A 25411-nucleotide genomic window follows, 5' to 3' on the forward strand; every position below is an offset into this window, starting at 1 on the left:
GGAAACAAAAAAATAGTCCGCTCGACTCTAGATTGAGAGTTGAAGCGGACAAGCTTTTGTATGAATATTTCAGGAAAAGGAGAAATGATCACTCATTGAAGTTGAGCTCCGGTGCCTTTTCCGCACCTGCTGCAGCCTCAAACTTTTCCATGCGATTGAAGCCGAACATACCGGCAAAGATCACATTGGGGAAGGTGCGCACATCCTGATTGTATTTCTGCACAGCCTCGTTGTAATTTTGTCGAGCATAGTTGATGCGGTTCTCCGTGCCCTCCAGTTGTATTTGCAGACTATGGAAGTTTTGGTTCGCCTTCAGTTCGGGATAGCGCTCCGCGACTACCATGAGTTTGCCGAGCGCCTGCGAGAGCTGCCCCTGTGCGGCCTCAAACTGTTTGATTTTCTCGGGTGTGAGATTGCTGGCATCAAGTTTTATCTGCCCCACGGAAGCTCTTGCCTTGGTGACTTCCTCAAAGGTCTGTCGTTCATGCTTGGCATAGGCCTGCACCGTTTTGGCGAGATTAGGAATGAGATCGGCACGCCGCTGATAAGTAGCCTGCACGTCGGCCAACGCCGTAGTGGCCGTTTCCTGTTTTTCAACCATACCGTTATAGGTACTGCAAGCGCCAATACCAAACAATACTATCACCGCGACGATGATGAGCATGATCAAAGTACTTTTCTTCATATTGATACGATTTAGTTATAATTTTCATGATGATATTACCATCCACCACCGGCTCCGCCGCCGCCAAAGCTGCCACCTCCGAAGCTGCCACCGCTGAAGCCTCCACCGGATTCACCGCCGAAGCCTCCTCCGCCACCAAAGATGAAGGGCGGGAACCAGTCGTCATCATCACGACGGTGCCGGCGTTTCTTCTTAGGATGATACCATCCGAGTTTGACCAGCAACAGCATGATGAGTTGATAAATCGGAAAGCCAAAGCAAACCAAAAGAACAAAAAGGATCGTGAGCCACGAGACTTCATCGTCTTCGGAACCGATTTCCTCGCCATCAACGACGGCCTTTCCTGTTTTGAACTTAGAGTAGAGCGCCTGTGCCGTAGAGCAGACAGCGGCATCGATGTCGTTGACCTTCATATTCTTGACGATGCACTGCCGGGCTATGTCGTCGCACTCTACGTCGGTCAGATCAGCTTCAAGCCCCTTACCCGGTGCAATGAAATAGCGACGGTCACCCACAGCCAGGACGATGACCAACCCGCGCCGGTCCTTCTTCGTCCCCACTCCATAATGGTTGCCGATGTCTTCAGCCATACGGAAACAATCAGCGTCTTTGACATGCCCCACGACCACGAAGACCGTCTGAATGCCGCATTCGGTCTGCAAGCGACGGAAACAGACATCAGCAGAGTCGCGCATGGAGGGCGACATGAGCCCCTCTGGGTCGCAGACATAGCGGTTGCGATCCTGCAAGTGCACCATCGGTACGTCATCAGCTGTCCACACCTTAGCCGAGACAGGTTGGGCAAAGAGCCAAAACAAGATGACGATCATTTGCACAAAGAAACTTTGACGAAGCTGTTTCATGCCATTTTGAGCCTTTTAGCGTATGATTACTGCAAATATAATGAATTTCGATGAAGAGCAAGGACAATCGCAACAAATAATAACAACTTTTCATAAGTAATCATAGTTTTAGAAAGGAAAAAGACAGCAATCATGAAAATTTGATTATCTTTGCACAGAAATCATCTACGAAACATCTCTAAAAAACACCATCTATGACCAAAATCATGAAGTCCATGACAAACGTTTCATGGCGACAATCCCTCAAGACTTTAGCCCTCACCGCGGCACTGTCAGCCACGATGCTCACCACACAGGCACAGCAAAGATCCCTCACACCCCCTACCCTCACTCCACTGACCAGCCTCAAGGGCATCCATCCATGGTGGGGCGCACGTGTAGCTTTCTTCGGTGACTCACTGACCGACCCGCGCAACAATGGTTCGAAGAAGAAATACTGGAACTATCTGCAAGAGATGATTGGCATAACACCTTATATATATGGTGTCAGCGGACGGCAATGGAACGACATTCCGCGGCAAGCCCAGGCACTGTTGTCAGACCACGGTCGCGACTTCGATGCCATTGTCATTCTCATGGGTACCAACGACTATAACCATGGAGTAAAAATCGGACAATGGTACGACGAGAAGGACACCACCGTCTATGCTGCCGTAGGACAACCCAAGACGCTCGTCAAGCGCCGCTACCGCACGATGAGTTACGATGCCCAAACCTACCGCGGCCGCATCAACATTGCGATGAAAATGCTGAAGGACAGCTTCACCACCAAACAGATCGTGTTGCTCACTCCCATTCATCGCGCCATCTTCGACCCCAACGACAAGAATGTGCAACCCGATGAACGCATACATAACAGCTGTGGCGAATATATCGACGCCTACGTTTCGAGCGTCAAGGAAGCCGGCAACGTGTGGAGCATACCCGTCATCGACCTCAATGCCGTCAGTGGTCTTTATCCGCTCATCAACGGCACCACCTATTACCACAACCCACACGACCTGCTCCACCCCAATGATGACGGACACATAAGGTTGGCTAAGACACTGGTATGGCAGCTGTTGTCTCTGCCAGTGTTGTGACAGCCGACAATACGAAAAGGCAAGAACCGATCACTTAATGACCGAGGCTTTGATGATTCTCACATCCTCCAGCGGACGGTCGTACTCATCGGTAGCCACATGATCGATGGCATCCACCACATCCATTCCTTGGATCACCTGTCCGAAGACAGTGTACATGCCATCGAGATGGGGCGTACCGCCGATGGTCTTGTAATACTCGCGAATCTCCGGCGTAAACTTCACGGCACCATGCGTCAATGAATCCGTCTTGTGCTGAATGCGGTCGAGCGACTTGTCGGAATAGGTCCGTCCCCATACAATATAGAAATGCGCACCTCCGGAAGCCCGCTGCGGATTGACGCTGTCGGGCTCTCTTGCAGCAGCCAGAGCTCCCCGCTTGTGAAAATACTGAGGATAGCGGAACTCAGCAGGCACGGTATACCCCAGGTCATAATCGCCCAACTGCGCGCCCGGCTTAGCGTGGCGCGAGGTAGAGTCGCCCGCCTGAATCATGAAATCGGCGATGACCCGGTGGAAGAGAATGCCATTGTAATAACCCGAGCGCACCACCTTGAGGAAATTGTCGCGGTGGAGCGGTGTCTCGTTGTACAGTTCCACTACGATATTGCCTTTTGTCGTCTGCAACATTACCTGATGGCGCACGGTGTCGGTCTTTGTCTCTCCCTGTGCCCATGTTGCCGACACAGCGAAGAGCATGAGCGTCAATAACAATGCAATTTTTTTCATAGTCACTGATTAGAATTCTGATAACATGTGGTAAAATTACACAATCCTCGTTTAATTTTGGTCGTTTTTTCCCCAAAAATACTAAATTTTAAGATTTAAAAGGCTTAAGCGGTTGAAAAGACTTTGCCGTTTAAGATAAATAGCCTAAATTTGCATGTGATAATATAATCCATAAGGCGTGGAGAAGATACCATCATCCACTTCTTTACAACTCACTATTAAAAGGACAACAAAAATCATGAAGAAGATCATCATTCCGCTCGTCATAGTCGTATTATTGCTATTGGGAGGCATTGCCTGGCTCTATACCAGCCTGAACAAACAGAAGGAGGAGAACAAGGAAATGGTACAGCTTGCCGACTTGGACAAGAAGGAGATGGAAAACGAATACCAGCAGTTCGCCAATCAGTACGGCGAGATGAAGACCCAGATCAATAACGACTCCATCATCGCCCAACTGACCCAAGAGCAGGAGCGTACCCAAAAGCTGTTGCAGGAGCTGCGCAACACCAAGAGCACGGATGCCCGTGAGATCGCACGACTCAAACGCGAACTGGCTACGGTGAGAGCCGTACTGCGCAGCTATGTCATCCAGATCGACTCGCTTAACCGCGCCAATGAGCATCTCACAGCAGAAAACACACGAATAAAAGGACAATACGATCAGGCCACCCAGCAGATTGCCGGACTCAACAGCGAGAAAGCCGGACTGGCCGAGAAAGTAGCCATCGCCGCACAGCTTGATGCAACCGGCATCAACCTCTCGGCCATGAGCAAACGTGGCAAGGCAACGAAGAAAATCAAGAAAGCCAAGGCTCTGCAAGTCTCCTTCTCTATTGCAAAGAACGTCACGGCTGCCAGCGGCATGAAGACCGTATATGTCTGCATCAACACACCTACAGGAGCACTGCTTTCGGGCGGCGGCTCGTTTAACTACGAAAACCGTACAATTCCCTGCACCATGAAACGTACAGTGGAATACAACGGCAACGAGACACCCGTCACCCTCTTCTACAATATCGGGCAGGCACTGGAAGGCGGTACCTACCGCGTGAGTATCTTTGCCGACGGCAACATGATCGGCTCGCACAGCTTCACGCTGGAATAAGGACCTCACGGTCCGAACAAAGACACGGATAAACGTCAGTAAACAGATATGAGAAAGTTCACTTTCGCCATTTTACTTTCAGGATGCGTACTGGCCGCCCACGGACAGACCGTGCTGACACTGGACAGTTGCCGGGCTTTGGCCCTCCGCAACAACAAACAGATCAATGTCTCACGGCTGGGAAAAGAGGTGGCAATGAACACCCGCAAGGCAGCACGTACGAAATACCTGCCAAAAGTGGATGTTCTGGCCGGTTATGAGTTTACCAGCCGCGACATCAACTTGCTGAGCAATAAGCAAAAGAACCTGCTCAACAACATGGGCACCAACCTCGGCACACAGGTCAGCGGAGATCTGCAAAAAGGCATTTCCGAGAAGATGACCGAACTTGTCAAGCAAGGAGCCATCAGCATGGAACAAGCCCAGCAGATTGGGGCTATGATGCAACAGGCAGGCGCACCCGTCGGACAGTATGCTGCCGGGCTCGGCAACACGATAGGCCAACAGATTGTCGATGCTTTCCGCACCGACACAAAAAACGTTTTCGGCGGTGCCGTCATCCTGCGCCAGCCTATCTTTATGGGTGGAGCCATCAAGGCCGCCAACGCCATTGCCGACATAATGGAAGAAATGGCAGGCAACGACGAGAGCCTAAAGACTCAGGGAACAATCTATGACATCGACAAGGCCTACTGGACTGTCGTATCCCTCAAACATAAACAAAAGTTGGCATACAGCTATCGCGATCTGGTGAAAAAGCTTGATGACGACGTCAAGAAGATGATCCGTCAGGGTGTAGCCACAAAGGCCGACGGTCTGAAAGTAGACGTAAAGGTCAATGAGGCAGAAATGGACATCACCCGTGTCGACGATGGTGTAACACTGGCCAAGATGTTGCTTTGCCAGCTTTGTGGCATCCCAATGACCGACAAGATCACACTGGCAGACGAGGACAGCAACGGATTGGAAAAGAGCAACGTCCGATACACCGATTATCAGCCCGACTCCACCTTCTCAAGTCGCCCTGAAGTACGCCTGCTTCAAAATGCGGTGGATCTGAGTGAGCAAGGCACTAAAGTCATACAAGCCGAATATCTGCCTCACGTTGCACTGACAGGCGGATATATGATCACCAACCCCAATGTCTACAACGGATTTCAGAAACGCTTCTCTGGCGTGTGGAACGTAGGCATCACCGTGCAGATGCCGGTATGGAACTGGTTTGAGGGACGCTACAAAGTCAGAGCCTCGCAGGCTGCCACCAGCATGGCACGCATGGAACTGAGCGACGTGCAGGAGAAGATCAACCTGCAGGTGACCCAAAGCCGTTTCAAGGTGAAAGAAGCCCGTAAGCGTCTGACCATGGCCAACAACAATGTCAAAAGTGCAGAAGAAAACCTCCGATGCGCACAAGTGGGATTCCGCGAAGGCGTCATCCCCTCTACCGATGTCATGGCCGCACAGACGGCATGGCAGAAAGCCCACAGCGACAAGATCGACGCAGAGGTGGACCTGCGTGTCAGCGAGGTGAACCTGGAAAAAGCATTGGGTATACTCGAATAAACTATCAACGAGCCATTTAGAAAAAACATATAGAGATGTCAGCAAAATCACAACATAACAACATACTGCTTGCCGTGCTCGGATTCACTGTAGCAGTGGCGATCGTAGGTGTCATTGGTTTCTTCGCCTTCGGCAAGACCGACGAGATTATTCAGGGCGAAGTGGAAGTCGGCGACTATCGCGTCAGCTGCAAACTGCCGGCGCGTATCGAGGAAATACGTGTCAAAGAAGGCGACTACGTGCATGTAGGCGACACGCTTGCCATCCTGCAGATTCCTGAGGCCAACGCACAACAGAAAGTGGCGGAAGCCACTGAGGGAGCCACTCAGGCTATCAGCGATCTGACCGATGAGGGCGCACGCAAGGAACAGATCCAGAGTGCCTACGACCTGATGCAGCAGGCTATAGCCGCTGAGGACATCGCACGGAAGACTTACACACGTATGCAAAACCTCTACAACGAGGGCGTGATGAGTGCACAAAAACGCGACGAGGCTCTGGCAGCCTTCAAAGCTGCTGAAGCACAAGTGAAAGTGACGCAAAGCCAGTATCAGCTGGCCAAGAGCGGTGCACGCAAGCAAGAGAAGATCGCTGCCGCCAAAAACACTCAGGCAGCCAAAAGTGCCGTTGATGTCGTCAAGTCAATTCTGAGAGAGACCGTGCAGATCTCTCCCGTAGAGGGCGAGGTCAGCGATGTCTACCCAAAGGTTGGCGAGTTGGTGGGCATGGGCTCACCAATCATGAACATCAACATCATGTCGGACATGTGGGGAACCTTCAACGTGCGTGAAGACCAACTGAAAGGTTTGAAGGTCGGCGACGAGTTTACCGCTTTCTCTCCAGCTTTCAACAAAAACGTAAAGATGAAAGTCTACGACATCAAGGACGAAGGTTCCTATGCCGTATGGAAAGCCACAAAAAGCAACGGACAGTATGACTTGAAGACCTTCGAGGTGAAGGCTCACTTTGTCAACAAGTTCGATGGACTGCGTCCTGGCATGTCGCTGATTATCAAGAACACTAAGAAATAGCACAAAAGATTGAAAGAGAATAACCTCTACACCTATCGCCCCAAGAGCATGACACTCCACGAGGTCCTCTCCCGCATCTATCACATCTCGCTGCGGGAGGTGGGGATCATGCGCCAAAATCCAATCTACGGATTCTGCACGGTGATTTTTCCCATTGTCGTCATCATCTTTTTCACCACACTCATGGCAGGCGGACAGCCTACCGAGATGCCTATCGGCATTGTTGATCAGGACAACACCACGACCACCCGCGCAATGGTAAGGCAACTCGACGCCTTCCAGTCGTCGAAGGTCGCAGGCTATTATCCCAATGTCAACGCAGCCCGCGAGGCCATTCAGCGCAACGAGATCTTTGCCTTTCTTTACATCCCCAAAGGCACAACAAGCGGACTGATGACGAGTACCCAACCTAAGGTGTCGTTCTATTATAGCAATGTGACACTTGTGGCAGGTAATATGCTCTTCAAGGATTTGAAGACCATCTGCACGCTGGGCTCGGCGGCTGTCGGAAAGACCAAACTACAGGCAATAGGAAAGACCGACGATGAGGTGCGCACCTTTCTCCAGCCCATCGCCGTGGATACCCATCTGATCCAGAATCCTTGGGTAAGCTACAACATCTATCTGACCACCAGCATGGCACCGGGTGTGCTCATGGTCTTCATCTTCCTGCTCACCCCTTACTCCATCGGCACAGAGTTGAAGTTCAAACGCTCACGCCAACTGATGAAGATGGCGGGCAACAATATCTACATTGCCATTGCGGGCAAGATACTGCCAATGACGCTGCTCTTCCTTACAATGATGTATGGCTTTGAGTTCTACATCTTCCACACACTCGACTTCCCGCATCCGGGTGGTGTCATACCTTTACTGTTGATGGGACTCCTCAGCGTGCTGGCCTGTCAGGGATTCGGCATCTTTGCCTTCGGACTGATGCCCTCCCTGCGCATGTCAATCTCGATCAGCGCACTGTGGTCGGTACTGAGTTTCTCCGTAGCCGGTGCCACCTATCCGCTATCGGCCATGGATCCTGAGATACAGTCCCTGGCACAGTTGTTCCCCCTGCGCCATTATTTCATGTTGTATCAGATGTGTGAGTTCAATGGCTACCCGCTGTCTTACGCCTGGTTCAACATTATGTTCCTGTTGATGATAGCCGTGCTGCCCATCTTCACGTTAAGAAATATCAAGAGGGCAATGCTGGTATATGTATATATTCCCTAAGCCATGCAAAACGAGAACTTTTTCAGCCAAGTCAAGCAAGGACTCCTTGACACTTGCTATATCTGCGTGAAAGAGATGCGCGGCCTCGTCACCGACGAGGGTGTGCTGATCTTCTGCGTCCTCGTGCCGCTGTTCTATCCCCTGCTCTACTCTTGGATCTACAACAACGAAGTAGTCAGAGACGTACCGGTGGCTGTCGTGGATTTATCCCATTCCGAGGCCTCACGCGAATTTATCCGCCACTACGACGCAGGCTCTGACGTGAAGGTTGCTTATATGTGCAACTCGCTTGACGATGCGAAAGAACTCATCGGCAAGCAACAAGTGCATGGCGCACTCTATTTCCCAGAGGATTTCGAACGCCGACTGGGGCGTGGCGAGCAAGCCACGGTAGGCTTGTATTGCGACATGAGTCTGATGCTCCACTACAAGGCAATCTATCAGACCGCCATGGCAGTGGCCGGAGAGATGAACAGCCGCATTCAGCTCAGTCAGAGCAACAGTTTCACCAACCGCGACGATGAGACTACCACCAAGCCACTGGATTTTGATGAGGTGCCTATATTCAATGTCACTGACGGCTACGGCAACGCCATCATCCCCGGCGTGCTGATGCTCATTCTGCAGCAGACACTGCTACTGGGTATTGGACTCGCTGCCGGTACAGCCCGCGAAAACAACCGCTATCAGGATCTCGTACCTATCTCGAAACACTACAATGGCATCTTCCGTATCGTACTCGGTAAGTCATGGTGCTACTTCATGGTGTATATGGTTATGGCGGCTTACATCAGCCTGGTCGTGCCACGTATGTTTCACTACATCTCTCTGGTGACACCGTGGACAATACTCGGTCTAATGGTACCCTACCTGCTGTCGTGTATCTTCTTCGGAATGACGCTGTCGTGTATGGTACGCTACCGAGAAAATGTGATGCTATTGGTAGTCTTCACCTCTGTGCCTTTCTTGTTTATGACCGGTGTGAGCTGGCCACAGTCCAACATCCCAAGCTTTTGGCAGGGTGTGGCGTGCCTCATCCCCTCAACCTTTGGCGTGAGAGGCTTTCTGCGTATCTCGTCGATGGGAGCCACACTACAGGACATCAGCGTGGAGTATCATGCACTGTGGATCCAGACATTTGTCTATTTCCTCACTACGTGCATGGTCTACCGCTACCAAATCGCGGCCACCCGCAAGCGTGCCTTCGACCACATGCAAGCGGTGAGAGACAAGATAGAATTGGCAAAACAAAAGAAGTTGAGCAGCCAGGCTAAATAGCGAGAGCCAGGCCTCAAAGATAACACTTACCAACTATCATTATTTCAAGAAGAAGTCACATCCCTGCCACATTCTCCAATCATTTATTCACTATTCACAACAGCTGACGGAAGTCACAGCCCTCACGCCACCGCGAGCAGCCGAGAGCAGTCTTGCCCTGGATGATATGGCCCTGATGGCATTTGGGACATGGGTCACCGACTTTGAGTTTGCCCTTGGTGAGCACGGGAGCAGAAGACGGAGAAGCGGCGAACGCCGCTGCCGAAGCTGATGACGTGGCTTTTTTGCGCGAAGCGGCTGACCGCTTGGTGCTTTGTCTGGCTGATCCCGCCCCACCCTTCTTTGGACCGGACGGCTTCGGAGCGGGCTCAGGCTCACCGCTCTCTATCTGTCTGTTACTGTTATCGTGGAGTACATCCTGCACAATCTTTGTTACCTGCTCTTTCAATCCGTCGATGAAGAGTTGTGGCGAATATTTGTGATGCTCTATGTCGCGGAGCTTCTTCTCCCAAATACCAGTGAGTTCACAACTGGTGAGGAGCTTTTCGTGGATGGTGTCGATGAGTTGTATGCCCGTGGGAGTAGCCACGAGGTTCTTGCGTTCCCGGCGGATGTAGTGGCGCTTGAACAGCGTCTCAATGATGCTGGCACGTGACGAAGGGCGTCCGATTCCGTTTTCCTTCATCGCCGCACGCAATTCATCGTCGTCGACAAACTTGCCGGCAGTCTCCATGGCACGCAGGAGCGAGGCTTCGGTATAGTGTTTCGGTGGTTGCGTCATCTTTTCTGTCAACGTGGGCTTATGCGGTCCCGACTCTCCTTTGACAAAGGTTGGCAACGTCTTCTCCTCGTCCGTCGACTTACTGTCTTCTGCCGTCTGTACCAGTTCATCCTTGGCATACACAGCGCGCCATCCCGGTGAAAGGATTTCCTTGCCGCTGGTTTTGAACTCCACCTTATCGACTTTTCCCTTGACCGTGGTCGTAGCAAACTTGCAGTCGGGATAAAATACAGCAATGAAACGGCGCGCGATGAGGTCATAGACTTTCATCTCGGCATCGCTCAGCCCGCTTGGCACCTGACCTGTAGGGATGATGGCATGGTGATCGGTGACCTTGGAAGTGTCGAAAACGCGCTTCGACTTCGGCAGCTTCTTGCTGACAGCAGCCAAATCCTTGATGATTTGCAGATAAGGTTTCTGTCCGGCTTTTGTCATCTGACTAACGCCATTAAGGATACCCGGGCACTTGGGATAAATGTCATCAGACAAATATTGTGTGTCGACACGCGGATAAGTGGTCAACTTCTTCTCGTAAAGTGCCTGTATGAGATTGAGCGTCATCTCAGCGGAAAAACTGAACTTACGGTTGCAGTCAACCTGCAGCGAAGTAAGGTCATAGAGCTGTCGCGGTGCCTCCTTACCTTGTTTTTTCTGCACATCAGTGACCACGAAAGGCTTATCCTGAATGAGCGAGAAAGCCTGTTCTCCTTCCTCTTTACTGGTATATTTGCCAGCCGTGGCAGTGAACAACGTGTCGCGATAGAGGGTAGAGAGTACCCAGTAAGGTTCGGGCTTGAAGTTGTCAATTTCCTTTTGGCGGTTGACAATCAACGCCAAGGTAGGAGTCTGTACACGACCGATGGAAAGCACCTGATGGTTGCGGCCGTACATGCAGGTATAGAGGCGCGTACAGTTCATGCCCAACAGCCAGTCGCCGATGGCACGGCTTAGTCCTGCCATGTAAAGGCTCTCGTAGTCCTTCTGCTCTTTTAGGTTTTGAAATCCTTCGCGGATGGCCTCATCAGTCATCGACGAAATCCATAAGCGCTTAACAGGACACTTCACCCCCGCAAGCTGCATCACCCAGCGCTGGATGAGCTCACCCTCCTGGCCGGCATCACCGCAGTTGACAATCTCGTCAGCCTTGCTGTAGAGATCGGCAATCACGGCAAACTGACGTTTGATCGTTTCCTCCGGGATGAGTTTGATGCCAAAGCGCAACGGGATCATCGGCAGCGCAGCCAGCGTCCAATAACGCCAGTTCACCTGATAGTCATTGGGCTCCTTGAGCTCGCACAAATGTCCAAACGTCCAGGTCACTTGGTAGCCGTTTCCCTCCATATAGCCATTCTTGGGCACGTTGGCACCCAAGATACGCGCGATGTCTTTTGCTACGCTCGGTTTCTCCGCTATACAAACGATCATATATTCAGTGGTATATCTATTTGAAATACAAAAGTACGAAATAATCTCCTAACTGAGAAAAAAACAAAAGTTTTTTAGAGTCATGTCATCCTTACAAACAGATCTGCTTGCCTTTTGACCACAGTAAAAGAAATAGACCCAAGCTATGATTATGACTGAATGGAAAAATAATATGGTTAAAGTTATGCAAAGTAATGGCGGGTTAGAAAAAAATAATTAATTTTGTAGGGTTAGAATTAAGTGAGAAATGAAAATAGGATTGTTTATACCCTGCTATGTAGACGCTCTGTACCCTGAGGTCGGAAAGGCTACATATAAACTATTGTGCCATCTTGGATTGGATGTGACCTATCCCGAAAGGCAGACCTGTTGCGGCCAACCGATGTCCAACGCCGGCTTTGAGCCTATGGCCAGGCACCTTGCCAACAACTTTGAGGATATGTTTTCAGGCTTCGACTATGTGGTAGCTCCATCAGCGTCGTGTGCCGCTTTCGTTCGGTTTAACTATCCCCGACTATTGCCCAAAGACCACGAATGCGTCACGCCGAAGAACACCATGGACATCGTAGAGTTTCTGCACGATATCGTGAAGGTGAAGAGTCTGCCCGGCAGCTTCCCCCATGTGGTCAGCGTGCACAACAGTTGCCATGGTGTACGCGAACTGGGACTGTCATCACCATCAGAGCGTAACATTCCAAGATACAATAAAATTATCGATTTGCTGCAACTCAAAGAGGGCATCACCATCAAAGAGCCCGAGCGCGTGGACGAGTGCTGCGGCTTCGGCGGCATGTTCTCTGTGGAAGAGCCCGACGTGTCGGTGCGCATGGGTGAGAACAAGATCGAGCGCCACATGGCCACAGGAGCAGAATATGTCACCGGTCCCGACTCGTCCTGCCTGATGCACATGGAAGGCATCGCACGGCGGGAGAAGAAGCCTATCAAGTTTATCCATGTCGCACAAATATTAGCAAACGGTATCTAAGCATTATGAGCACTATACATTCAGAAAGAGCACACGAAATATTAAAGCACCGCGACAAGGTCAATCACCACGATGCTACTTTCTGGCAGTTGCGGCAAGGTCGCGACAAAATGGCTAAAAGCCTGCCAGAATGGGAAAGTCTGCGCGACCATGCATCAGCCATCAAGCGCCACACGCTCACGCATCTGGCCGACTATCTGGAGCAATTCAGCAGTCAGCTCGAAAGTCGTGGCGTCATCGTCCATTGGGCCAAAGACGCCAACGAACTCAACGAGATGGTCTATGGCATTCTCGAATCGCATAAGGTGACGAAGATGGTGAAGTCGAAGTCGATGCTTACCGAAGAATGTGGCCTCAATGCTTATCTTGAGCAGCGTGGCATCGACGTGGTGGAGACCGACCTCGGCGAGCGTATTCTGCAACTGATGCATCGTGCTCCGGCACATATCGTGGTGCCTGCCATGCACATCACCAAGGAAGAGGTGGCCGAGACTTTCGAAGCCAAAGGTATGTCCACAGACAAAGGAAACACAGATCCCACTTACCTGACCTATTGTGCCCGCAAGAGCCTGCGCCACGAGTTCATGGAAGCAGGTGCCGGTCTTACCGGTTGCAACTTTGGCGTTGCTAAGACAGGTGACATCGTCGTCTGCACCAATGAGGGCAATGCCGACATGACGACGTCTATGCCGAAACTCCATATCGTGACGATGGGCATAGAGAAACTTGTACCCGACTATGAGAGTCTGGCTGTATTCCAACGTTTGCTCTGCCGTAGTGCCACTGGTCAGCCGACCACCGGTTTCACTTCACACTTCCGCCAAGCCCGTCCCGGTGCCGAGATGCACGTGGTGCTTCTCGACAACTGGCGCAGCGACGCTCTCGCCAATCCCGAGCATTGGGAGACACTGAAATGCATCCGTTGCGGTGCCTGCATGAATACTTGTCCAGTCTACCGCCGCTCTACCGGTGCAAGCTACACCTATTTCATTCCGGGTCCCATCGGTGTAGACTTAGGAATGCTGGCCAACGCCCGTCGCTACAGCGACAATGTTTCAGCCTGCTCGCTCTGCCTGAGCTGCGACAATGTGTGCCCGGCAGAAGTGAAACCCGGCTCACAAATCTATCTCTGGCGACAAAGTCTTGACAGCATTGGCAAAGCCGACCATCTCAAAAAGTTCATGTCAGAAGGCATGGAACTGCTCTTCGATCATCCTACACTCTACACCGATGCACTGAAACTGTCACCACTGGCTAACTTCGTGCCAGAGATGCTTACTCACTACAGCCATCTGAATCCATGGGGACTGGGACATGCCAAGCCAAAGTTTGCCAACCAGTCGTTCCACAGCTGGTGGAAAGAGCAACAGAAAAAGAAGAAATAGCCAACGACGTCAAGCGATTAGTAATAATCGACAACGATGTCAAACGACTCGGAATAACAGTTATCAAAGTAACGACAAGCAATGAGAAAAGAAGAATTGCTCCAGAAACTACGCGCCAACACCAAGGTGCAATACGATATGCCTGCCATGGACGATCTCCACGGCATCACCTATGCTGACCCTTATCAGCAGTTCGCCGAGATGACAAAAACAGTAGGTGGCCGCATCGTGGAAGCAAGAAAAACCGATGACCTCAACCAGATCATCCGTAACCTCTACCCCAATGCCAAGATATTTGCCAGCAACCTGCCCTATATCTCCATCGCCCAGCGCAATCCCGACTCCGTGGAGGAGGCTCAGGATCTCAATGGCACTGATGTAGGGGTCGTTGAAGGACAACTCGGTGTGGCCGAGAACGCTTGTATCTGGGTGCCTCAGACGATGAAGGAGAAAGCCGTGTGCTTCATCTCGGAGTATCTCGTCATCATCCTTGACAAGCAAAACGTTGTGAACAATATGCACGAAGCTTACCGCCGCATCGAGATGGATCCACGCTATAACTTCGGCACGTTTATCAGCGGACCATCAAAGACAGCAGATATCGAACAGGCTCTCGTTATGGGAGCTCAGGCTGCCCGCGGTGTCACCGTACTGGTACTGAGCTAAACTATCATATCATACACAGCAGGAGGGGGATAGCCCTTCCTGCTTTTTTAAAACTGCAAACAAGGAAATGAAAGTTGCGACCTTCCTCACGACATTGGGACTATTGGCTACCTCTTCCCTTCTGACTACTCAAGCAGCAACAGAAAATCGTCAGACGGACTCACTGACCATAAAAGCGGACAGCCTCAATACCGACAGCACCACGAGTGCATTCCTCTCGCAGAAGAAGATAATCATCAGCAAATGGCAACGACAAAGCAAACTTCATCTCACAAGTTTTATAGCTTTAGCTGTTGAAGGATCACTGAGAGGCATGATGGCTCAATGGTTGCCAGACGACAAGACGAAGATCGTAGCACTATATAATAAGGTGTGCGGTGCTCAGCTGTCAGCTACAGCCATGAAGGCAATCATTGCCAAGGACGTCAACGCCATGCTACGGGAACTCAATGCTCAGCGCAAAGCTTTCGCAACAGAGCATCCTCAACTGGCCGTACAAATGGGACTGAACCATCGCGTGGGTGGATTCACCTATCCCATTGCGCGTCAGAAAGTAAACTGTCCGATCGACGATTTTCTAAAGATGCAAGCCTTACAGCGCGAAGTGGACTGGATGGCTTTGGGGCTGACTGCTGAGCAGGCAGTACCGAAAGGATGCGGTCAACAACTATTAAAAGGCATCGACCTGATAAAAATCGATCAGCATGCTTCACCAGACCTTAACCGTATTGCCCCGCTCGTCAACCGCATAGCAAAGCAGATGACTTGGTACATCAGCAAATCTGTCTATGCAACGGTGGATCATAGCTATGACGCCGTCAGAAAGAAATTGCAGTAAAAGCAAAACATATTTACTTGTCAACAAAATGCAAACGATGTCATTTCTCGAAGCGATTGATGACATCCACCACATAGCGTACTTCCTCATCCGTCATCGTCTGATTGCAAGGAATGCTCAACTCTTCACGATGGATACGTTCAGTAATGGGCAATGAAAGAGAGTGCCATTCGGGATAACATTCTTGCTGATGTGGTGGAATAGGATAATGTATCATCGTGCCAATACCTTTTTGTTTCAAATATTCTTGCAACTCATTACGACAAGCACAGAGCACGGGGAAGATATGGAAGACATGATTCACGTCTCCACACATCCAAGCCTCTGCACCAGGAAGCGTGATCTTTGGGTTGGAGATATGCTGAGCATAATAAGTGGCGATCTGCCAGCGTCGCCGATTGTCAGTATCCAGGTAGCGCAACTTCACGGAGAGCACAGCAGCCTGTATCTCGTCCATGCGACTGTTGCGGCCTTTATAGGGGAAGACATACTTGCGCGAAGAACCGTAATTGCCCAAAGCACGGCAGAGATCAGCCAGAGAAGCATCGTCTGTGGTAATAGCCCCTGCGTCGCCCAAGGCTCCAAGATTCTTGCCAGGATAGAAGCTATGAGCAGCAGCATCCCCAAAAGAGCCCGTACGGCGACCGCCATACATACAGCCATGAGCCTGCGCATTGTCCTCGATGAGTAGCAGATGACGACGATGACAGAAGTCGGCAACTTGCTGCGTCATGGCACAACGGCCATAGAGATGCACCAGCAATACGGCACGCGTGCGGTCACTAAGATGAGTCTCAAGCTGACTGTAATCAAGTTCAAGCGTATCAATTCGTGGTTCCACGAGTACAGGTTTCAATCCGTTTTCAGTGATGGAGAGGATAGAAGCTATATAGGTATTGGCCGGCACGATGACTTCATCACCATTCCGTAACTTACCTAATTCTTTATAAGCACGAAAGATAAGTGTCAGCGCATCGAGTCCATTGCCGCAGCCCACACAACACTGTGTACCAATAAACCGGGCATAATCATTCTCGAATCGTCGCGTTGCCTCACCTTGGAGATACCAGCCGCTCTCGATGACCTGCTTCACAGCAGCCTCTATCTCATCTTGATGCTGCGCCGTGACCTTTTGCAAAGACAGATAAGGGATACGCATCTGCTTACTCTGATTAAATTCTACGCATTTATCATTCATCATTCGTAACTTATCATTGTGCTTTCAAACAAGTCATCATTCAATATTCATCACTCGACATTCCAAGAGTACCAGTCGTAGCACACGGCACGACCGCCGAAACCTTCCTTCTGATAGATAAGCCCCTCGTTGAGATAGCGACCTCTGTCTTCGTTAGAGATGCCGAAATCAAAATAGCGACAGTCCCTGTAGTCTTCGGTGAGGACTTTGCGGTAGATGGCATCGATAGCATGCAGATGCTTGCCCTCAGGTGTGGCGGATATATACTGTGCATGCGCCACCTGCGAGGTGATGTACAGCAGAGTCCCCCCAATGACTTTCTCATCAAGGCAAGCTACATAAAGTCGGATGTTATCAGGGAAAGCGTCATGCAGTCGGCTGATCTCCGCTAAGGTATGCACGGGCCGAGTTTGGTAGGTATGTAGGAGATTGTCTGTCAAGACCTGCCAAAAGTCAGCATAAGCACTGTCATCTTGTACGACACGGATGCCCTCCTTTTCCGCCTTATCAGCACCATATTTGCGGATACGCCGCCACTTCAGCGCCCTGTCCTGCTCAATGGTAGACGACACGTTGCGTACCATCAGCTGAGCATGGCAACGGTTAAAGATGGCATAAAGATCCTCTTCCGCCGGCAACTGCTGATAGATCCACGGCATGGCTTTATAGACCACATGGCGGATACCGTGGTCATGAAGATAAGCGTTGAGCTCCTCAAAGAGCGTACATACCTCGGCTGTCGTAGCATGCGTATTGGTGATCAGCCCACCATAAGTCAATCCCTGATGTGACCATAGCGTGTCGCCGTCGATATTGGCGGGCAACAAAGCATAGAGTTTCCCCTTCTTATAGAAGAGAAGTGAGTAGTCGGAAAAACGGTCGCGATGGTAGTCCATATAATGGCGGTCGAAAAGGAACGTGCCTTGCTTCGACAGTGCTACAAAGTCGTTCCATGCCGTGCTGTCGGTGTCATTGTCTGTGTATTGCCGGATGTCAAACATTTACAAAGCTTTGGATATGTCAATATCAGGATTTATCGCTTTAAGATCTTCAACAAAATCTATTCTGTTACGCGGTGAGATCAGAATGCTGTCTGTATTCTTTTCCTTGAAGACAATCTCCAACCGGTCGACAGACAAAGCCGGAGACGCCAACAAGTTATGGCTGCGCCGCACATAGATAATCTGCGAGATAGAGATACGCTTACGCTGAAAGCCACAACAGATGAGGAGGTTGTCTCCGTCGATAATGTATTTGACGGGGAAAAGCAGAAGAAACATAGCCATCCATCCCATCACTATCAATAGGGTAATCAGCCATGACAACAGGGTTCTACTTTCCATCGCAGCTTTGATGGAGGATGCCAAAGAAACTATCAAACAAATAATAATAAAGATAAAGATGTCTTTCTTAGAAGGATATACCTTGTTCATGGGTTGTTTGCTTTATATGTTAGAAAATCTTGATAATCATAGATATAGTCACTCTCGTCGTAGAGTTCGTCGGCCAACACCATGCAGACAGCACCAGACGAGAAATCATCTAATGTCCGCCAAATACCCGGTTCTATCAGCAAGCCTTCCCAAGGGTGATTAAGAAGATAGCTGGCTTTACGAAAGCCGTCATCTAAATTGACAGTGAAACTACCACTCATCGCTACCAACAGCTGATGCAAAGCTTTATGGGCATGTCCTCCGCGGCTCTCGCCTGCCGGAACATCATACACCCAATATGCCCTTTTGATTTCAAAGTGCACATCCTTGCATTGTTCCACCACAGTGAGGTTGCCGCGTGGGTCTACTATCTTTTTCAGAGAAATGATTTTTCCTAACTGATCCATGTATTGATAACGACAGCCCCACGGTTTTATTTTGGCCTAAGGGGAATTATTAAACAATAAACACTAAGACATGGCGTTACAGAGAAATGGAACAGAGACATTCATCAGACCTGAATTCTGACAAGCCAACACTTCGCCATGCCACAATACCTTCGATGAAGCGAAGGATGAAAGGCAAGGATTACCATGAACGGACTATCTATATGATTACACTCGTCGTCGCCGGCAGGCGGAAGTTGTTTGGAGAGATAGAGGGGGATATTCGTTCGTGTTACGGCGAGGCCAGCTATCCGCATATCGTCCTCTCGACGTTAGGGGAGGCGGTGAAGGAGCAGATAACGGGATTACCCAGGTACTACCCACAATTAACGGTTAGTGGGTATCAGATCATGCCCGACCATCTTCATCTCATTCTCTTCGTGCATGAGACGCTTCCCTGCCACCTTGGAATGGTAATACGGGGATTTGTGCAAGGTTGCAACAAAGCCTACCGCCGCATCGTTCCACAGAAGGCAGTGACAGCCCCGGCAACGGAAAAGCGTGACCGGCGTGGTGACGGTATTCTCTTTGAACATGGCTACAACGACAAAGTACTACTTCACCAGGGACAGCTGAAGACATGGATACACTATCTTGCCGACAACCCCCGGCGTCTGATGGTAAAACGCTCCTACCCTGACTACTTCCGCGTTCAGCGGAATATTCAGGAGAAAGGGGTCACCTTTTCAGCTATCGGGAACCTTTTCCTCCTTCGCAAACCGTTGCTGCAGGTACAGTGTTCACGCCGTCTCTCCGAGACGGAGATTCAGGCTGTGACAGTGCGCGCCTTGACGGAATGTGCCGCAGGGGCGGTGATGGTGTCTCCCTGCATCTCCCCCGGGGAGAAAGCAGTGATGCGCACAGTCTTTGAGAAAGGCTATCCGGAGATCGTCCTGCTGGAAAACGGCTTCACGGCTCTTGCCAAGCCTGGCGGAGCTCGCTTCGATGCCTGCGCCCGAGGCCAGCTGCTGCTGTTAGCACCCTGGGAACATCATACTGACAAAAGGGTCATCACCCGCCTGCAATGCACCATGCTCAACAACATGGCTGCTGCCCTCTGCAACGGAAAAAGGCTATGAGCCACAACTCCTCGCCTTAAAAAGGCGAAGCACAGAACGAGACGCACCCCTTTACGAGGCGAAACCCTGAACGAGGGGAAAACCTGAACGAGGGGAAAACCTAAACGAGAGGGCATTCTATGCTTCGCCTTTTCAAGGCTAAGGCGCAGATGGCATGCCTAAAAGCTACTTCTTCATATACGGATCGGTGCCAAGAACGGTCTTTGCCAGGCGCTTGGTCTTGTCACGCAATGCATCCATGTCACAGCCAACCTTGTCGTAGCAGACAACGACGCCCATGCGACGGCCGACATGTGCCACGGGCTTACCGAAGATGCGCACACGGGCATGATCCTCACGGCAGACATCCTCCAGGTTGTAGCTTAGCGGCTTGTCGCTGTCTACGGGAGAAAGTACCACAGCCGAGGCACCACTGTGCTCAAGATGGATAGCCGGGATATCCAGTCCCATCACAGCACGGAAGTGCAGTTCAAACTCGCTGAGGTTGGTACAGTGGCTCAACGTCACCATGCCCGTATCATGCGGACGGGGACTCAGCTCCGAGAAGATCACCTCGCCCTGTTTGGTGAGGAAAAACTCCACACCCCAGATGCCGTAACCCGTGAGTGCCTTTGTCACCTCGGCAGCGATATGTTGTGCCTGCTTCAAGGCCTCATCACTGATAGCGTAGGGCATCCAGCTCTCGCGATAGTCACCGCCTTTCTGTACGTGGCCGATAGGCGGACAGAAGATGGTAGGCCCGTGCTTCTGTGTAACTGTGAGCAAAGTAAACTCCGATTGGAAGTCAATGAACTCCTCAATGATCACTTCCTTCACGTCTCCACGTCCTTCCTCCATGGCATCACGGAAAGCCTCTTTCAGTTCATCGTCGTTGTGGACATAGCTCTGGCCGTGACCTGACGAGGACATCAACGGCTTGACAACACAAGGGAAGCCAATCTCGTCAGCAGCATGTTTGAACTCATCGAAAGTCTTGGCATAGAAATACTTCGCTGTACGCAGTCCCAACTCCTTTGCTGCCAGGTCGCGGATAGCCCGACGATTCATCGTGTAGTTGACAGCGCGAGCCGACGGCACCACCTGTATGCCTTCCTTCTCAAAGTCGAAGAGACGCTCCGTACGGATAGCCTCAATCTCCGGTACGATGAGATCGGGATGATGTTTCTCCACCACAGCCGTGAGCGCGTCGCCGTCGAGCATGGAGAACACCTCACGCTCATCGGCCACCTGCATGGCCGGCGCATTGTCGTACTTGTCGCAAGCGATAACATACTGCCCTGCACGCTTGGCAGCAATGGTGAACTCCTTGCCCAGTTCACCGGAACCCAACAACAATATCTTTTTCATAATTACGAATGTTGAACGATCGATTACGAATGTTGAATGACCAATACTAAATGGCCAATATTAAATGGCCAATACTAAATAACCAATATTTAATGGTCTAAGAAGAGAGATCTGTGTCGAATGCTAAGGCTGATCATAGATGCATAGCCTCAGCACGCTTTTTCACCAACTCGGGCAACTTGCGCCACATCATCTGCCACTCTGGAGAGATGGCGATGCGACGCAGGTCTGTGTCAATGATATGCTGCATCTGCTCAACGCTGATATGATGCTTAGCGGCCAACTGCTCCACACTTTGCGGGGCTTGATTTCTCAATCCGAAATAGCTCTCGACGATATCTTTGTCAAGAGCACCAAGCATTGTGAGCAGTACATCCATGTTGGCTCTGTCACCATCCGTGATGAGCAGAGCCGATGAACGCATCAGTCGCAGAAAAGCAGCTAAGCGATTAGAGAGTGCGTCCATGACGCTCCTTTCCGTACATGATATCGTAGTATTTCTGGTAGTCACCCGAAGTGACCTCCTCGATCCATTTCTGATTTTCGAGATTCCATTTGATCGTCTTGACAATACCGTCGGCAAACTTCGTCTCAGGATACCATCCCAATTCGGTCTTAATCTTTGTCGGATCGATGGCGTAACGCGCGTCATGACCGAGACGGTCAGCGACATGCTCGATGAGCGAGTCGTTGATCCAACTGATATCAATGTCACCGTTAGCATCCTTGACCTGCTTCTTCAACACTTGGCGCAGGTTCTTGTCGGCAGCCATCATGTCGTGGATTGTCTTGATGGTAAGCTTCACGATGTCGATGTTCTTCATCTCGTTGTGGCCTCCGACATTATAAACCTCACCGGCTCTGCCCTCACGCACAACCAGATCTATGGCTTTGCAATGGTCTTCGACGTAAAGCCAGTCACGCACATTGAGTCCCTCGCCATAGACAGGCAGTTTCTTGCCGTGCAGAATATTGTTGATGATCAACGGAATGAGCTTCTCGGGGAAATGGTACGGACCATAGTTGTTGGAGCAGCGTGTGATGCTCACCGGCATGTGGTAGGTATCGCGATAAGCCTGTACAAAGAAGTCGGCACTCGCCTTACTGGCAGAGTAAGGGCTATGCGGGCACAGTGGCGTGGTCTCCGTGAAATAGCCAGTCTGGCCCAATGCTCCATAAACCTCGTCGGTGGAAACCTGGTGATAACGCTTACCAGGTTTCCAAGTAGGATAGCCCTGCGCATCCTTACCCGTCACCCATGCACGCCGTGCAGCATCCATCAAATTCTGTGTACCGAGAATGTTCACGCTCAGGAAAAGCTGGGGATCCTCTATCGAACGGTCGACATGACTCTCAGCTGCAAAGTTAACAACATAATCAATATCGTTCTCAGCAAACAGTTTATCCGCCAACTCGCGGTCGCGGATGTCACCCTTTACAAAGAAGCAACGCTCATTGTCTATGTCGTCCTTGATGGTACCAAGGTTTCCGGCATAGGTCAATGCGTCGAGGATAATCACCTTGATGTCTTCGTTCACATACTTTTTGTGGAGCAGATACTTGATGAAGTTTGAGCCGATGAATCCAGCGGCTCCTGTCACAAGATAAGTTTTCATATGATGCTTATTAAAATATTGTCTATTCTTTGAATGCTACACCTTATTATATATAGGGAGGCTATCGTGTGCCCAACTTCACGACTTCGCAATCACGGAAATCGTTCCCGTCAATCGTCAGTCTGACGATCGTTCGTTCCAATTGCCATCCCGACATTCCTGCGGCACCAGGATTGATGTGAAGGAGGTCCAGTTTCTTATCAGGCATGATTCTCAATATATGAGAATGCCCATCGACAAAGAGTTGTGGCGGATTGCGTCGCAGCATGTCTCTTACCGAGGGATCGTAATGACCGGGATAACCGCCGATATGCTTCATCAATACATCCACTTCCTCACATTTAAATCGCAGGATCTCAGGATAACGTGCACGCACGTCCACGTCATCAATGTTTCCACAGACTGCCCGAAAGCGTGGATGCATATCCTCAAAGGCGTTGGCCAGCGACAGGCTGCCGATGTCACCTGCATGCCAGATCTCATCACAATCTGCCATATAGGTGACATACTTCTCGTCCCAAAAGCCATGTGTATCACTGATGATCGCTATTCTTTTCATAGATTGTCTGTGTCAAGGTTTTATTTCAGAATGAATCTCGTGCTGCTGCAAGTCAAAACGTTTACGGATAAACCGGGTGATAAAATCCAAAGTACCTTCCATCCCGAGTACACTGGAGTTGATACACAGGTCGTAGCTTTCCGCTGCTCCCCACGTCTTGCCAGTATAGTAATTATAATAGGATGCGCGCTCCTCCTCATGCTTGTGGATATATTTCCGTCCGTTTGCCCTGTCGAGACCATGCCGTTTGCAGACACGCTGCAACCGCTGGTCGATATTTGCAGAGATAAAAATGCTCACCGTGTTTTTCATATCCCGAAGCACATAGTCAGCAGTACGTCCCACGAAGACACAACTGCTTTCTTCGGCAGCCTTGCGGATGGCATCGCTTTGAAACTGATAGAGGCTTTCCTGCGAGAACTCATTTTTGTAATAAGGACTCTCGCCAAAGAGTGAACCGTGGATATGAAAGAGAGAACGAAGGAAACCTTTATGCTCATCGTTCTGCTCGAAGAACTTCTCACAGAATCCACTTTCCTTGGCAGCCAAGTTGAGAAGTTCCTTGTCGTAAAACTTACAGCCGAACTGTTCTGCTAACTGCCGGGCGATGATCCGGCCACCGGAACCTATCTGCCGGCCAATGTTAATGATTATCTTCTTGTCCTCCATGTCGAGTCAGTTGTTTTACATATTAGATTTTCTGACAAACCAAATCATGGTCACACCCGCCATCACTGCCGCAATAAAGTCCGAAGCCGGTAAGGCATACCAAACACCGTCAATTCCGAAGAACAGCGGTAACACCAGCAGCAAAGGCAAGAGAAAGATCAGTTGTCGGGAAAGAGAGAGGAATATGCTTAGTTGTACTTTTCCTATACATTGGAAGAATGTCGTGATCACCATTTGCGCTCCCACGACAGGGAATACCAGCATGTTCAGCCGGATGGCCTTCACTGACATCTTGATCAACTGCGGATCGCTCGTGAACAAACGTGCCACAGCATGCGGCAGAAACATTGCTACCAGCCAGCCCACCGTCATGATACACACGCCAGCCATAATGGAGATGTCTACTACACGACGCAGACGGTCGAACTGCTGACTGCCATAGTTATAACCTGCTATTGGCTGCATACCCTGGTTGAGTCCCATGACAAACATCATAAACACCATGCTCAACGCATTGGCGATGCCATAGGAGCCGACGGACAGGTCTCCGCCATAGCGCACCAACTGGTTGTTCATGAAGATGACAATGACACAGGCGGTGGCGTTCATCAGGAAAGGAGAGACACCTATACTCAGAATCAACTTCACCAGACTTCCCTTCAAACGATAGATGCCCCGCTTGAGATGGAGCAACTGACGTTTGTCGGCAAAGAACTTCATCTGCCACGTCAGCGCGATGCTTTGGGCGACAACAGTTCCCAAGGCTGCTCCCCGTATGCCCCAACGCCACCAATAGATGAAGATGAAGTCAAAAACTATGTTCAAGCCCACCGACATGATAGTAGCCATCATCGCCTTGCGTGGCTTACTCGCTGCACGCAACACGGCGTTCATGCCAAAATACATGTGAGAGACGACGTTGCCCAACAGGATGATCTGCATGAAGGCACGTGCATACGGGAGTGTATGGTCGCTTGCGCCAAAGAAGCGAAGAATGGGATCGAGGAAGATAAGGCTGACCACGGAGAAGGCTACTCCTATAATAAGGTTGAGTGTCACCGTGTTGCCAAGAAGCTGTTCTGCCGTCTGATAATCACGTTGTCCAAGCTTCACCGATATAGAAGTAGACGAACCGACACCTACTGCTGCACCGAAAGCGGCGCCAAGGTTCATAAAGGGAAAGGTGATGGCAAGACCGGAGATAGCCATCGGACCCACCACCTGACCGATAAACACACGGTCGATGATGTTGTAGAGCGAAGCTGCCGTCATTGCCACCATTGCCGGCAATGCATACTGCAACAACAGATGCCCTACGGGTTTTGTGCCCAGCGCCAATGTCTCTTTCTTATTATCTGCTTCCATATAATTGCAAAAGTACGAAAAATATTTGGAGTTTTGCCTTTTTCCACGTACTT

The 25411-nt window shown here is 50.5% G+C and carries 25 protein-coding genes; 11 read left to right on the top strand and 14 right to left on the bottom strand.

Translation table 11 applies throughout. The features are described 5' to 3' along the window. Positions 1 to 88 precede the first annotated feature (88 nt). Both FYJ73_RS00005 and FYJ73_RS00010 read right to left on the bottom strand, forming a co-directional pair. Entirely contained in the window at positions 89 to 685 is a 597-nt protein-coding gene (locus FYJ73_RS00005; protein WP_154532337.1) for a LemA family protein, read from the bottom strand. Positions 686 to 720: 35 nt separating this feature from the next. After that, positions 721 to 1548: a TPM domain-containing protein gene (locus FYJ73_RS00010; protein ID WP_235899159.1), complete on the bottom strand. Its 828-nt coding sequence runs from the start codon at positions 1546 to 1548 to the stop codon at positions 721 to 723. A 194-nt stretch (positions 1549 to 1742) separates the two neighbouring features. Between FYJ73_RS00010 and FYJ73_RS00015 the strand changes: the two genes are divergently transcribed. Next, positions 1743 to 2630 (top strand): SGNH/GDSL hydrolase family protein, encoded by an 888-nt coding sequence (locus FYJ73_RS00015; RefSeq protein WP_235899160.1) that lies wholly within the window; start codon positions 1743 to 1745, stop codon positions 2628 to 2630. A gap of 30 nt (positions 2631 to 2660) precedes the next feature. Here FYJ73_RS00015 and FYJ73_RS00020 read toward each other — a convergent pair whose 3' ends face one another. After that, complete coding sequence (locus tag FYJ73_RS00020) at positions 2661 to 3359, bottom strand: peptidylprolyl isomerase (RefSeq protein ID WP_154532339.1); 699 nt, start codon at positions 3357 to 3359, stop codon at positions 2661 to 2663. Positions 3360 to 3594: 235 nt separating this feature from the next. Here FYJ73_RS00020 and FYJ73_RS00025 point away from each other — a divergent pair, with 235 nt between their 5' ends. Genes FYJ73_RS00025 through FYJ73_RS00045 form a run of 5 tightly spaced genes read left to right on the top strand, consistent with a single transcriptional unit; the run spans position 3595 to position 9566 of the window. After that, positions 3595 to 4467 (top strand): hypothetical protein, encoded by an 873-nt coding sequence (locus FYJ73_RS00025; RefSeq protein WP_336509560.1) that lies wholly within the window; start codon positions 3595 to 3597, stop codon positions 4465 to 4467. A 48-nt stretch (positions 4468 to 4515) separates the two neighbouring features. Next, a complete protein-coding gene (locus FYJ73_RS00030; RefSeq protein ID WP_154532343.1) occupies positions 4516 to 6030 on the top strand; it encodes a TolC family protein in 1515 nt (504 codons plus the stop codon). 35 nt (positions 6031 to 6065) lie between these two features. Next, entirely contained in the window at positions 6066 to 7061 is a 996-nt protein-coding gene (locus FYJ73_RS00035; protein ID WP_154532345.1) for an HlyD family secretion protein, read from the top strand. A 48-nt stretch (positions 7062 to 7109) separates the two neighbouring features. Next, the gene (locus FYJ73_RS00040) at positions 7110 to 8288 is read left to right on the top strand and encodes an ABC transporter permease (protein ID WP_154532701.1); all 1179 of its coding nucleotides are present in this window, start codon (positions 7110 to 7112) and stop codon (positions 8286 to 8288) included. 3 nt (positions 8289 to 8291) lie between these two features. Next, entirely contained in the window at positions 8292 to 9566 is a 1275-nt protein-coding gene (locus tag FYJ73_RS00045) for an ABC transporter permease (protein WP_154532347.1), read from the top strand. Between the two features lie 94 nt (positions 9567 to 9660). Here FYJ73_RS00045 and FYJ73_RS00050 read toward each other — a convergent pair whose 3' ends face one another. Then, positions 9661 to 11772 (bottom strand): DNA topoisomerase 3, encoded by a 2112-nt coding sequence (locus FYJ73_RS00050; RefSeq protein ID WP_154532349.1) that lies wholly within the window; start codon positions 11770 to 11772, stop codon positions 9661 to 9663. Between the two features lie 247 nt (positions 11773 to 12019). On the opposite strand from FYJ73_RS00050, the gene FYJ73_RS00055 reads away from it, so the two are divergent. The 4 genes from FYJ73_RS00055 to FYJ73_RS00070 all read left to right on the top strand — a co-directional run bounded on the left by FYJ73_RS00055 (position 12020) and on the right by FYJ73_RS00070 (position 15646). Further along, complete coding sequence (locus tag FYJ73_RS00055) at positions 12020 to 12757, top strand: (Fe-S)-binding protein (RefSeq protein ID WP_154532351.1); 738 nt, start codon at positions 12020 to 12022, stop codon at positions 12755 to 12757. A 5-nt stretch (positions 12758 to 12762) separates the two neighbouring features. Further along, a complete protein-coding gene (locus FYJ73_RS00060; RefSeq protein ID WP_154532353.1) occupies positions 12763 to 14142 on the top strand; it encodes a lactate utilization protein B in 1380 nt (459 codons plus the stop codon). Between the two features lie 81 nt (positions 14143 to 14223). After that, complete coding sequence (locus FYJ73_RS00065; protein WP_154532355.1) at positions 14224 to 14808, top strand: LutC/YkgG family protein; 585 nt, start codon at positions 14224 to 14226, stop codon at positions 14806 to 14808. A gap of 67 nt (positions 14809 to 14875) precedes the next feature. Next, on the top strand, positions 14876 to 15646 hold the full coding sequence (locus FYJ73_RS00070; RefSeq protein ID WP_154532357.1) for a hypothetical protein: 771 nt from the start codon (positions 14876 to 14878) through the stop codon (positions 15644 to 15646). Positions 15647 to 15686: 40 nt separating this feature from the next. Here FYJ73_RS00070 and FYJ73_RS00075 read toward each other — a convergent pair whose 3' ends face one another. The 4 genes from FYJ73_RS00075 to FYJ73_RS00090 all read right to left on the bottom strand — a co-directional run bounded on the left by FYJ73_RS00075 (position 15687) and on the right by FYJ73_RS00090 (position 18684). Continuing rightward, positions 15687 to 16805, bottom strand: coding sequence for a DegT/DnrJ/EryC1/StrS family aminotransferase (locus FYJ73_RS00075; protein WP_154532703.1), 1119 nt, complete (start codon positions 16803 to 16805; stop codon positions 15687 to 15689). An 89-nt stretch (positions 16806 to 16894) separates the two neighbouring features. Continuing rightward, positions 16895 to 17845 carry a GNAT family N-acetyltransferase gene (locus FYJ73_RS00080; RefSeq protein WP_154532359.1) on the bottom strand — a complete coding sequence of 317 codons (951 nt, stop codon included), beginning with the start codon at positions 17843 to 17845 and terminating at the stop codon, positions 16895 to 16897. Beyond that, positions 17846 to 18187, bottom strand: a complete 342-nt coding sequence (locus FYJ73_RS00085; protein ID WP_206081651.1) for a PH domain-containing protein — start codon at positions 18185 to 18187, stop codon at positions 17846 to 17848. An 86-nt stretch (positions 18188 to 18273) separates the two neighbouring features. Further along, entirely contained in the window at positions 18274 to 18684 is a 411-nt protein-coding gene (locus FYJ73_RS00090; protein ID WP_154532363.1) for a sugar 3,4-ketoisomerase, read from the bottom strand. 86 nt (positions 18685 to 18770) lie between these two features. Here FYJ73_RS00090 and FYJ73_RS00095 point away from each other — a divergent pair, with 86 nt between their 5' ends. Continuing rightward, entirely contained in the window at positions 18771 to 19802 is a 1032-nt protein-coding gene (locus FYJ73_RS00095; RefSeq protein ID WP_154532365.1) for a transposase, read from the top strand. A 165-nt stretch (positions 19803 to 19967) separates the two neighbouring features. On the opposite strand, the gene purT is transcribed toward FYJ73_RS00095, so the two are convergent. The 6 genes from purT to FYJ73_RS00125 form a co-directional block, all read right to left on the bottom strand. Next, positions 19968 to 21149, bottom strand: coding sequence for a formate-dependent phosphoribosylglycinamide formyltransferase (gene purT / locus FYJ73_RS00100; protein ID WP_154532367.1), 1182 nt, complete (start codon positions 21147 to 21149; stop codon positions 19968 to 19970). 133 nt (positions 21150 to 21282) lie between these two features. Next, positions 21283 to 21615 carry an RNA polymerase subunit sigma gene (locus FYJ73_RS00105; RefSeq protein WP_154532369.1) on the bottom strand — a complete coding sequence of 111 codons (333 nt, stop codon included), beginning with the start codon at positions 21613 to 21615 and terminating at the stop codon, positions 21283 to 21285. Further along, complete coding sequence (gene rfbB / locus FYJ73_RS00110) at positions 21599 to 22765, bottom strand: dTDP-glucose 4,6-dehydratase (protein ID WP_154532371.1); 1167 nt, start codon at positions 22763 to 22765, stop codon at positions 21599 to 21601. The genes FYJ73_RS00105 and rfbB overlap by 17 nt, the downstream gene beginning before the upstream one ends. A 61-nt stretch (positions 22766 to 22826) precedes the next feature. Next, positions 22827 to 23324 (bottom strand): metallophosphoesterase family protein, encoded by a 498-nt coding sequence (locus FYJ73_RS00115; protein WP_154532373.1) that lies wholly within the window; start codon positions 23322 to 23324, stop codon positions 22827 to 22829. 12 nt (positions 23325 to 23336) lie between these two features. After that, positions 23337 to 23993 (bottom strand): cytidylate kinase-like family protein, encoded by a 657-nt coding sequence (locus FYJ73_RS00120; protein WP_154532375.1) that lies wholly within the window; start codon positions 23991 to 23993, stop codon positions 23337 to 23339. Positions 23994 to 24008: 15 nt separating this feature from the next. After that, the gene (locus tag FYJ73_RS00125) at positions 24009 to 25358 is read right to left on the bottom strand and encodes an MATE family efflux transporter (protein ID WP_154532377.1); all 1350 of its coding nucleotides are present in this window, start codon (positions 25356 to 25358) and stop codon (positions 24009 to 24011) included. Between the last annotated feature and the right edge of the window lie 53 nt (positions 25359 to 25411).

Origin of the sequence: Hallella mizrahii, from assembly GCF_009695775.1 — a bacterium.
GTDB lineage: Bacteria > Bacteroidota > Bacteroidia > Bacteroidales > Bacteroidaceae > Prevotella > Prevotella mizrahii.

What these genes read in the sequence shown, in the direction of transcription:
- FYJ73_RS00035 (WP_154532345.1), top strand. Translation starts at nt 6,066, where the DNA reads ATGTCAGCAAAATCACAACATAACAACATACTGCTTGCCGTGCTCGGA.
- FYJ73_RS00005 (WP_154532337.1), bottom strand. Translation starts at nt 685, where the DNA reads ATGAAGAAAAGTACTTTGATCATGCTCATCATCGTCGCGGTGATAGTA.
- FYJ73_RS00095 (WP_154532365.1), top strand. Translation starts at nt 18,771, where the DNA reads ATGGAACAGAGACATTCATCAGACCTGAATTCTGACAAGCCAACACTT.
- FYJ73_RS00055 (WP_154532351.1), top strand. Translation starts at nt 12,020, where the DNA reads ATGAAAATAGGATTGTTTATACCCTGCTATGTAGACGCTCTGTACCCT.
- FYJ73_RS00075 (WP_154532703.1), bottom strand. Translation starts at nt 16,805, where the DNA reads ATGCGTATCCCTTATCTGTCTTTGCAAAAGGTCACGGCGCAGCATCAA.
- purT (WP_154532367.1), bottom strand. Translation starts at nt 21,149, where the DNA reads ATGAAAAAGATATTGTTGTTGGGTTCCGGTGAACTGGGCAAGGAGTTC.
- FYJ73_RS00080 (WP_154532359.1), bottom strand. Translation starts at nt 17,845, where the DNA reads ATGTTTGACATCCGGCAATACACAGACAATGACACCGACAGCACGGCA.
- FYJ73_RS00060 (WP_154532353.1), top strand. Translation starts at nt 12,763, where the DNA reads ATGAGCACTATACATTCAGAAAGAGCACACGAAATATTAAAGCACCGC.
- FYJ73_RS00120 (WP_154532375.1), bottom strand. Translation starts at nt 23,993, where the DNA reads ATGGAGGACAAGAAGATAATCATTAACATTGGCCGGCAGATAGGTTCC.
- FYJ73_RS00050 (WP_154532349.1), bottom strand. Translation starts at nt 11,772, where the DNA reads ATGATCGTTTGTATAGCGGAGAAACCGAGCGTAGCAAAAGACATCGCG.
- FYJ73_RS00070 (WP_154532357.1), top strand. Translation starts at nt 14,876, where the DNA reads ATGAAAGTTGCGACCTTCCTCACGACATTGGGACTATTGGCTACCTCT.
- FYJ73_RS00125 (WP_154532377.1), bottom strand. Translation starts at nt 25,358, where the DNA reads ATGGAAGCAGATAATAAGAAAGAGACATTGGCGCTGGGCACAAAACCC.
- FYJ73_RS00020 (WP_154532339.1), bottom strand. Translation starts at nt 3,359, where the DNA reads ATGAAAAAAATTGCATTGTTATTGACGCTCATGCTCTTCGCTGTGTCG.
- FYJ73_RS00085 (WP_206081651.1), bottom strand. Translation starts at nt 18,187, where the DNA reads ATGGAAAGTAGAACCCTGTTGTCATGGCTGATTACCCTATTGATAGTG.
- FYJ73_RS00090 (WP_154532363.1), bottom strand. Translation starts at nt 18,684, where the DNA reads ATGGATCAGTTAGGAAAAATCATTTCTCTGAAAAAGATAGTAGACCCA.
- FYJ73_RS00065 (WP_154532355.1), top strand. Translation starts at nt 14,224, where the DNA reads ATGAGAAAAGAAGAATTGCTCCAGAAACTACGCGCCAACACCAAGGTG.
- FYJ73_RS00045 (WP_154532347.1), top strand. Translation starts at nt 8,292, where the DNA reads ATGCAAAACGAGAACTTTTTCAGCCAAGTCAAGCAAGGACTCCTTGAC.
- rfbB (WP_154532371.1), bottom strand. Translation starts at nt 22,765, where the DNA reads ATGAAAACTTATCTTGTGACAGGAGCCGCTGGATTCATCGGCTCAAAC.
- FYJ73_RS00105 (WP_154532369.1), bottom strand. Translation starts at nt 21,615, where the DNA reads ATGGACGCACTCTCTAATCGCTTAGCTGCTTTTCTGCGACTGATGCGT.
- FYJ73_RS00030 (WP_154532343.1), top strand. Translation starts at nt 4,516, where the DNA reads ATGAGAAAGTTCACTTTCGCCATTTTACTTTCAGGATGCGTACTGGCC.
- FYJ73_RS00040 (WP_154532701.1), top strand. Translation starts at nt 7,110, where the DNA reads ATGACACTCCACGAGGTCCTCTCCCGCATCTATCACATCTCGCTGCGG.
- FYJ73_RS00010 (WP_235899159.1), bottom strand. Translation starts at nt 1,548, where the DNA reads ATGAAACAGCTTCGTCAAAGTTTCTTTGTGCAAATGATCGTCATCTTG.
- FYJ73_RS00015 (WP_235899160.1), top strand. Translation starts at nt 1,743, where the DNA reads ATGACCAAAATCATGAAGTCCATGACAAACGTTTCATGGCGACAATCC.
- FYJ73_RS00115 (WP_154532373.1), bottom strand. Translation starts at nt 23,324, where the DNA reads ATGAAAAGAATAGCGATCATCAGTGATACACATGGCTTTTGGGACGAG.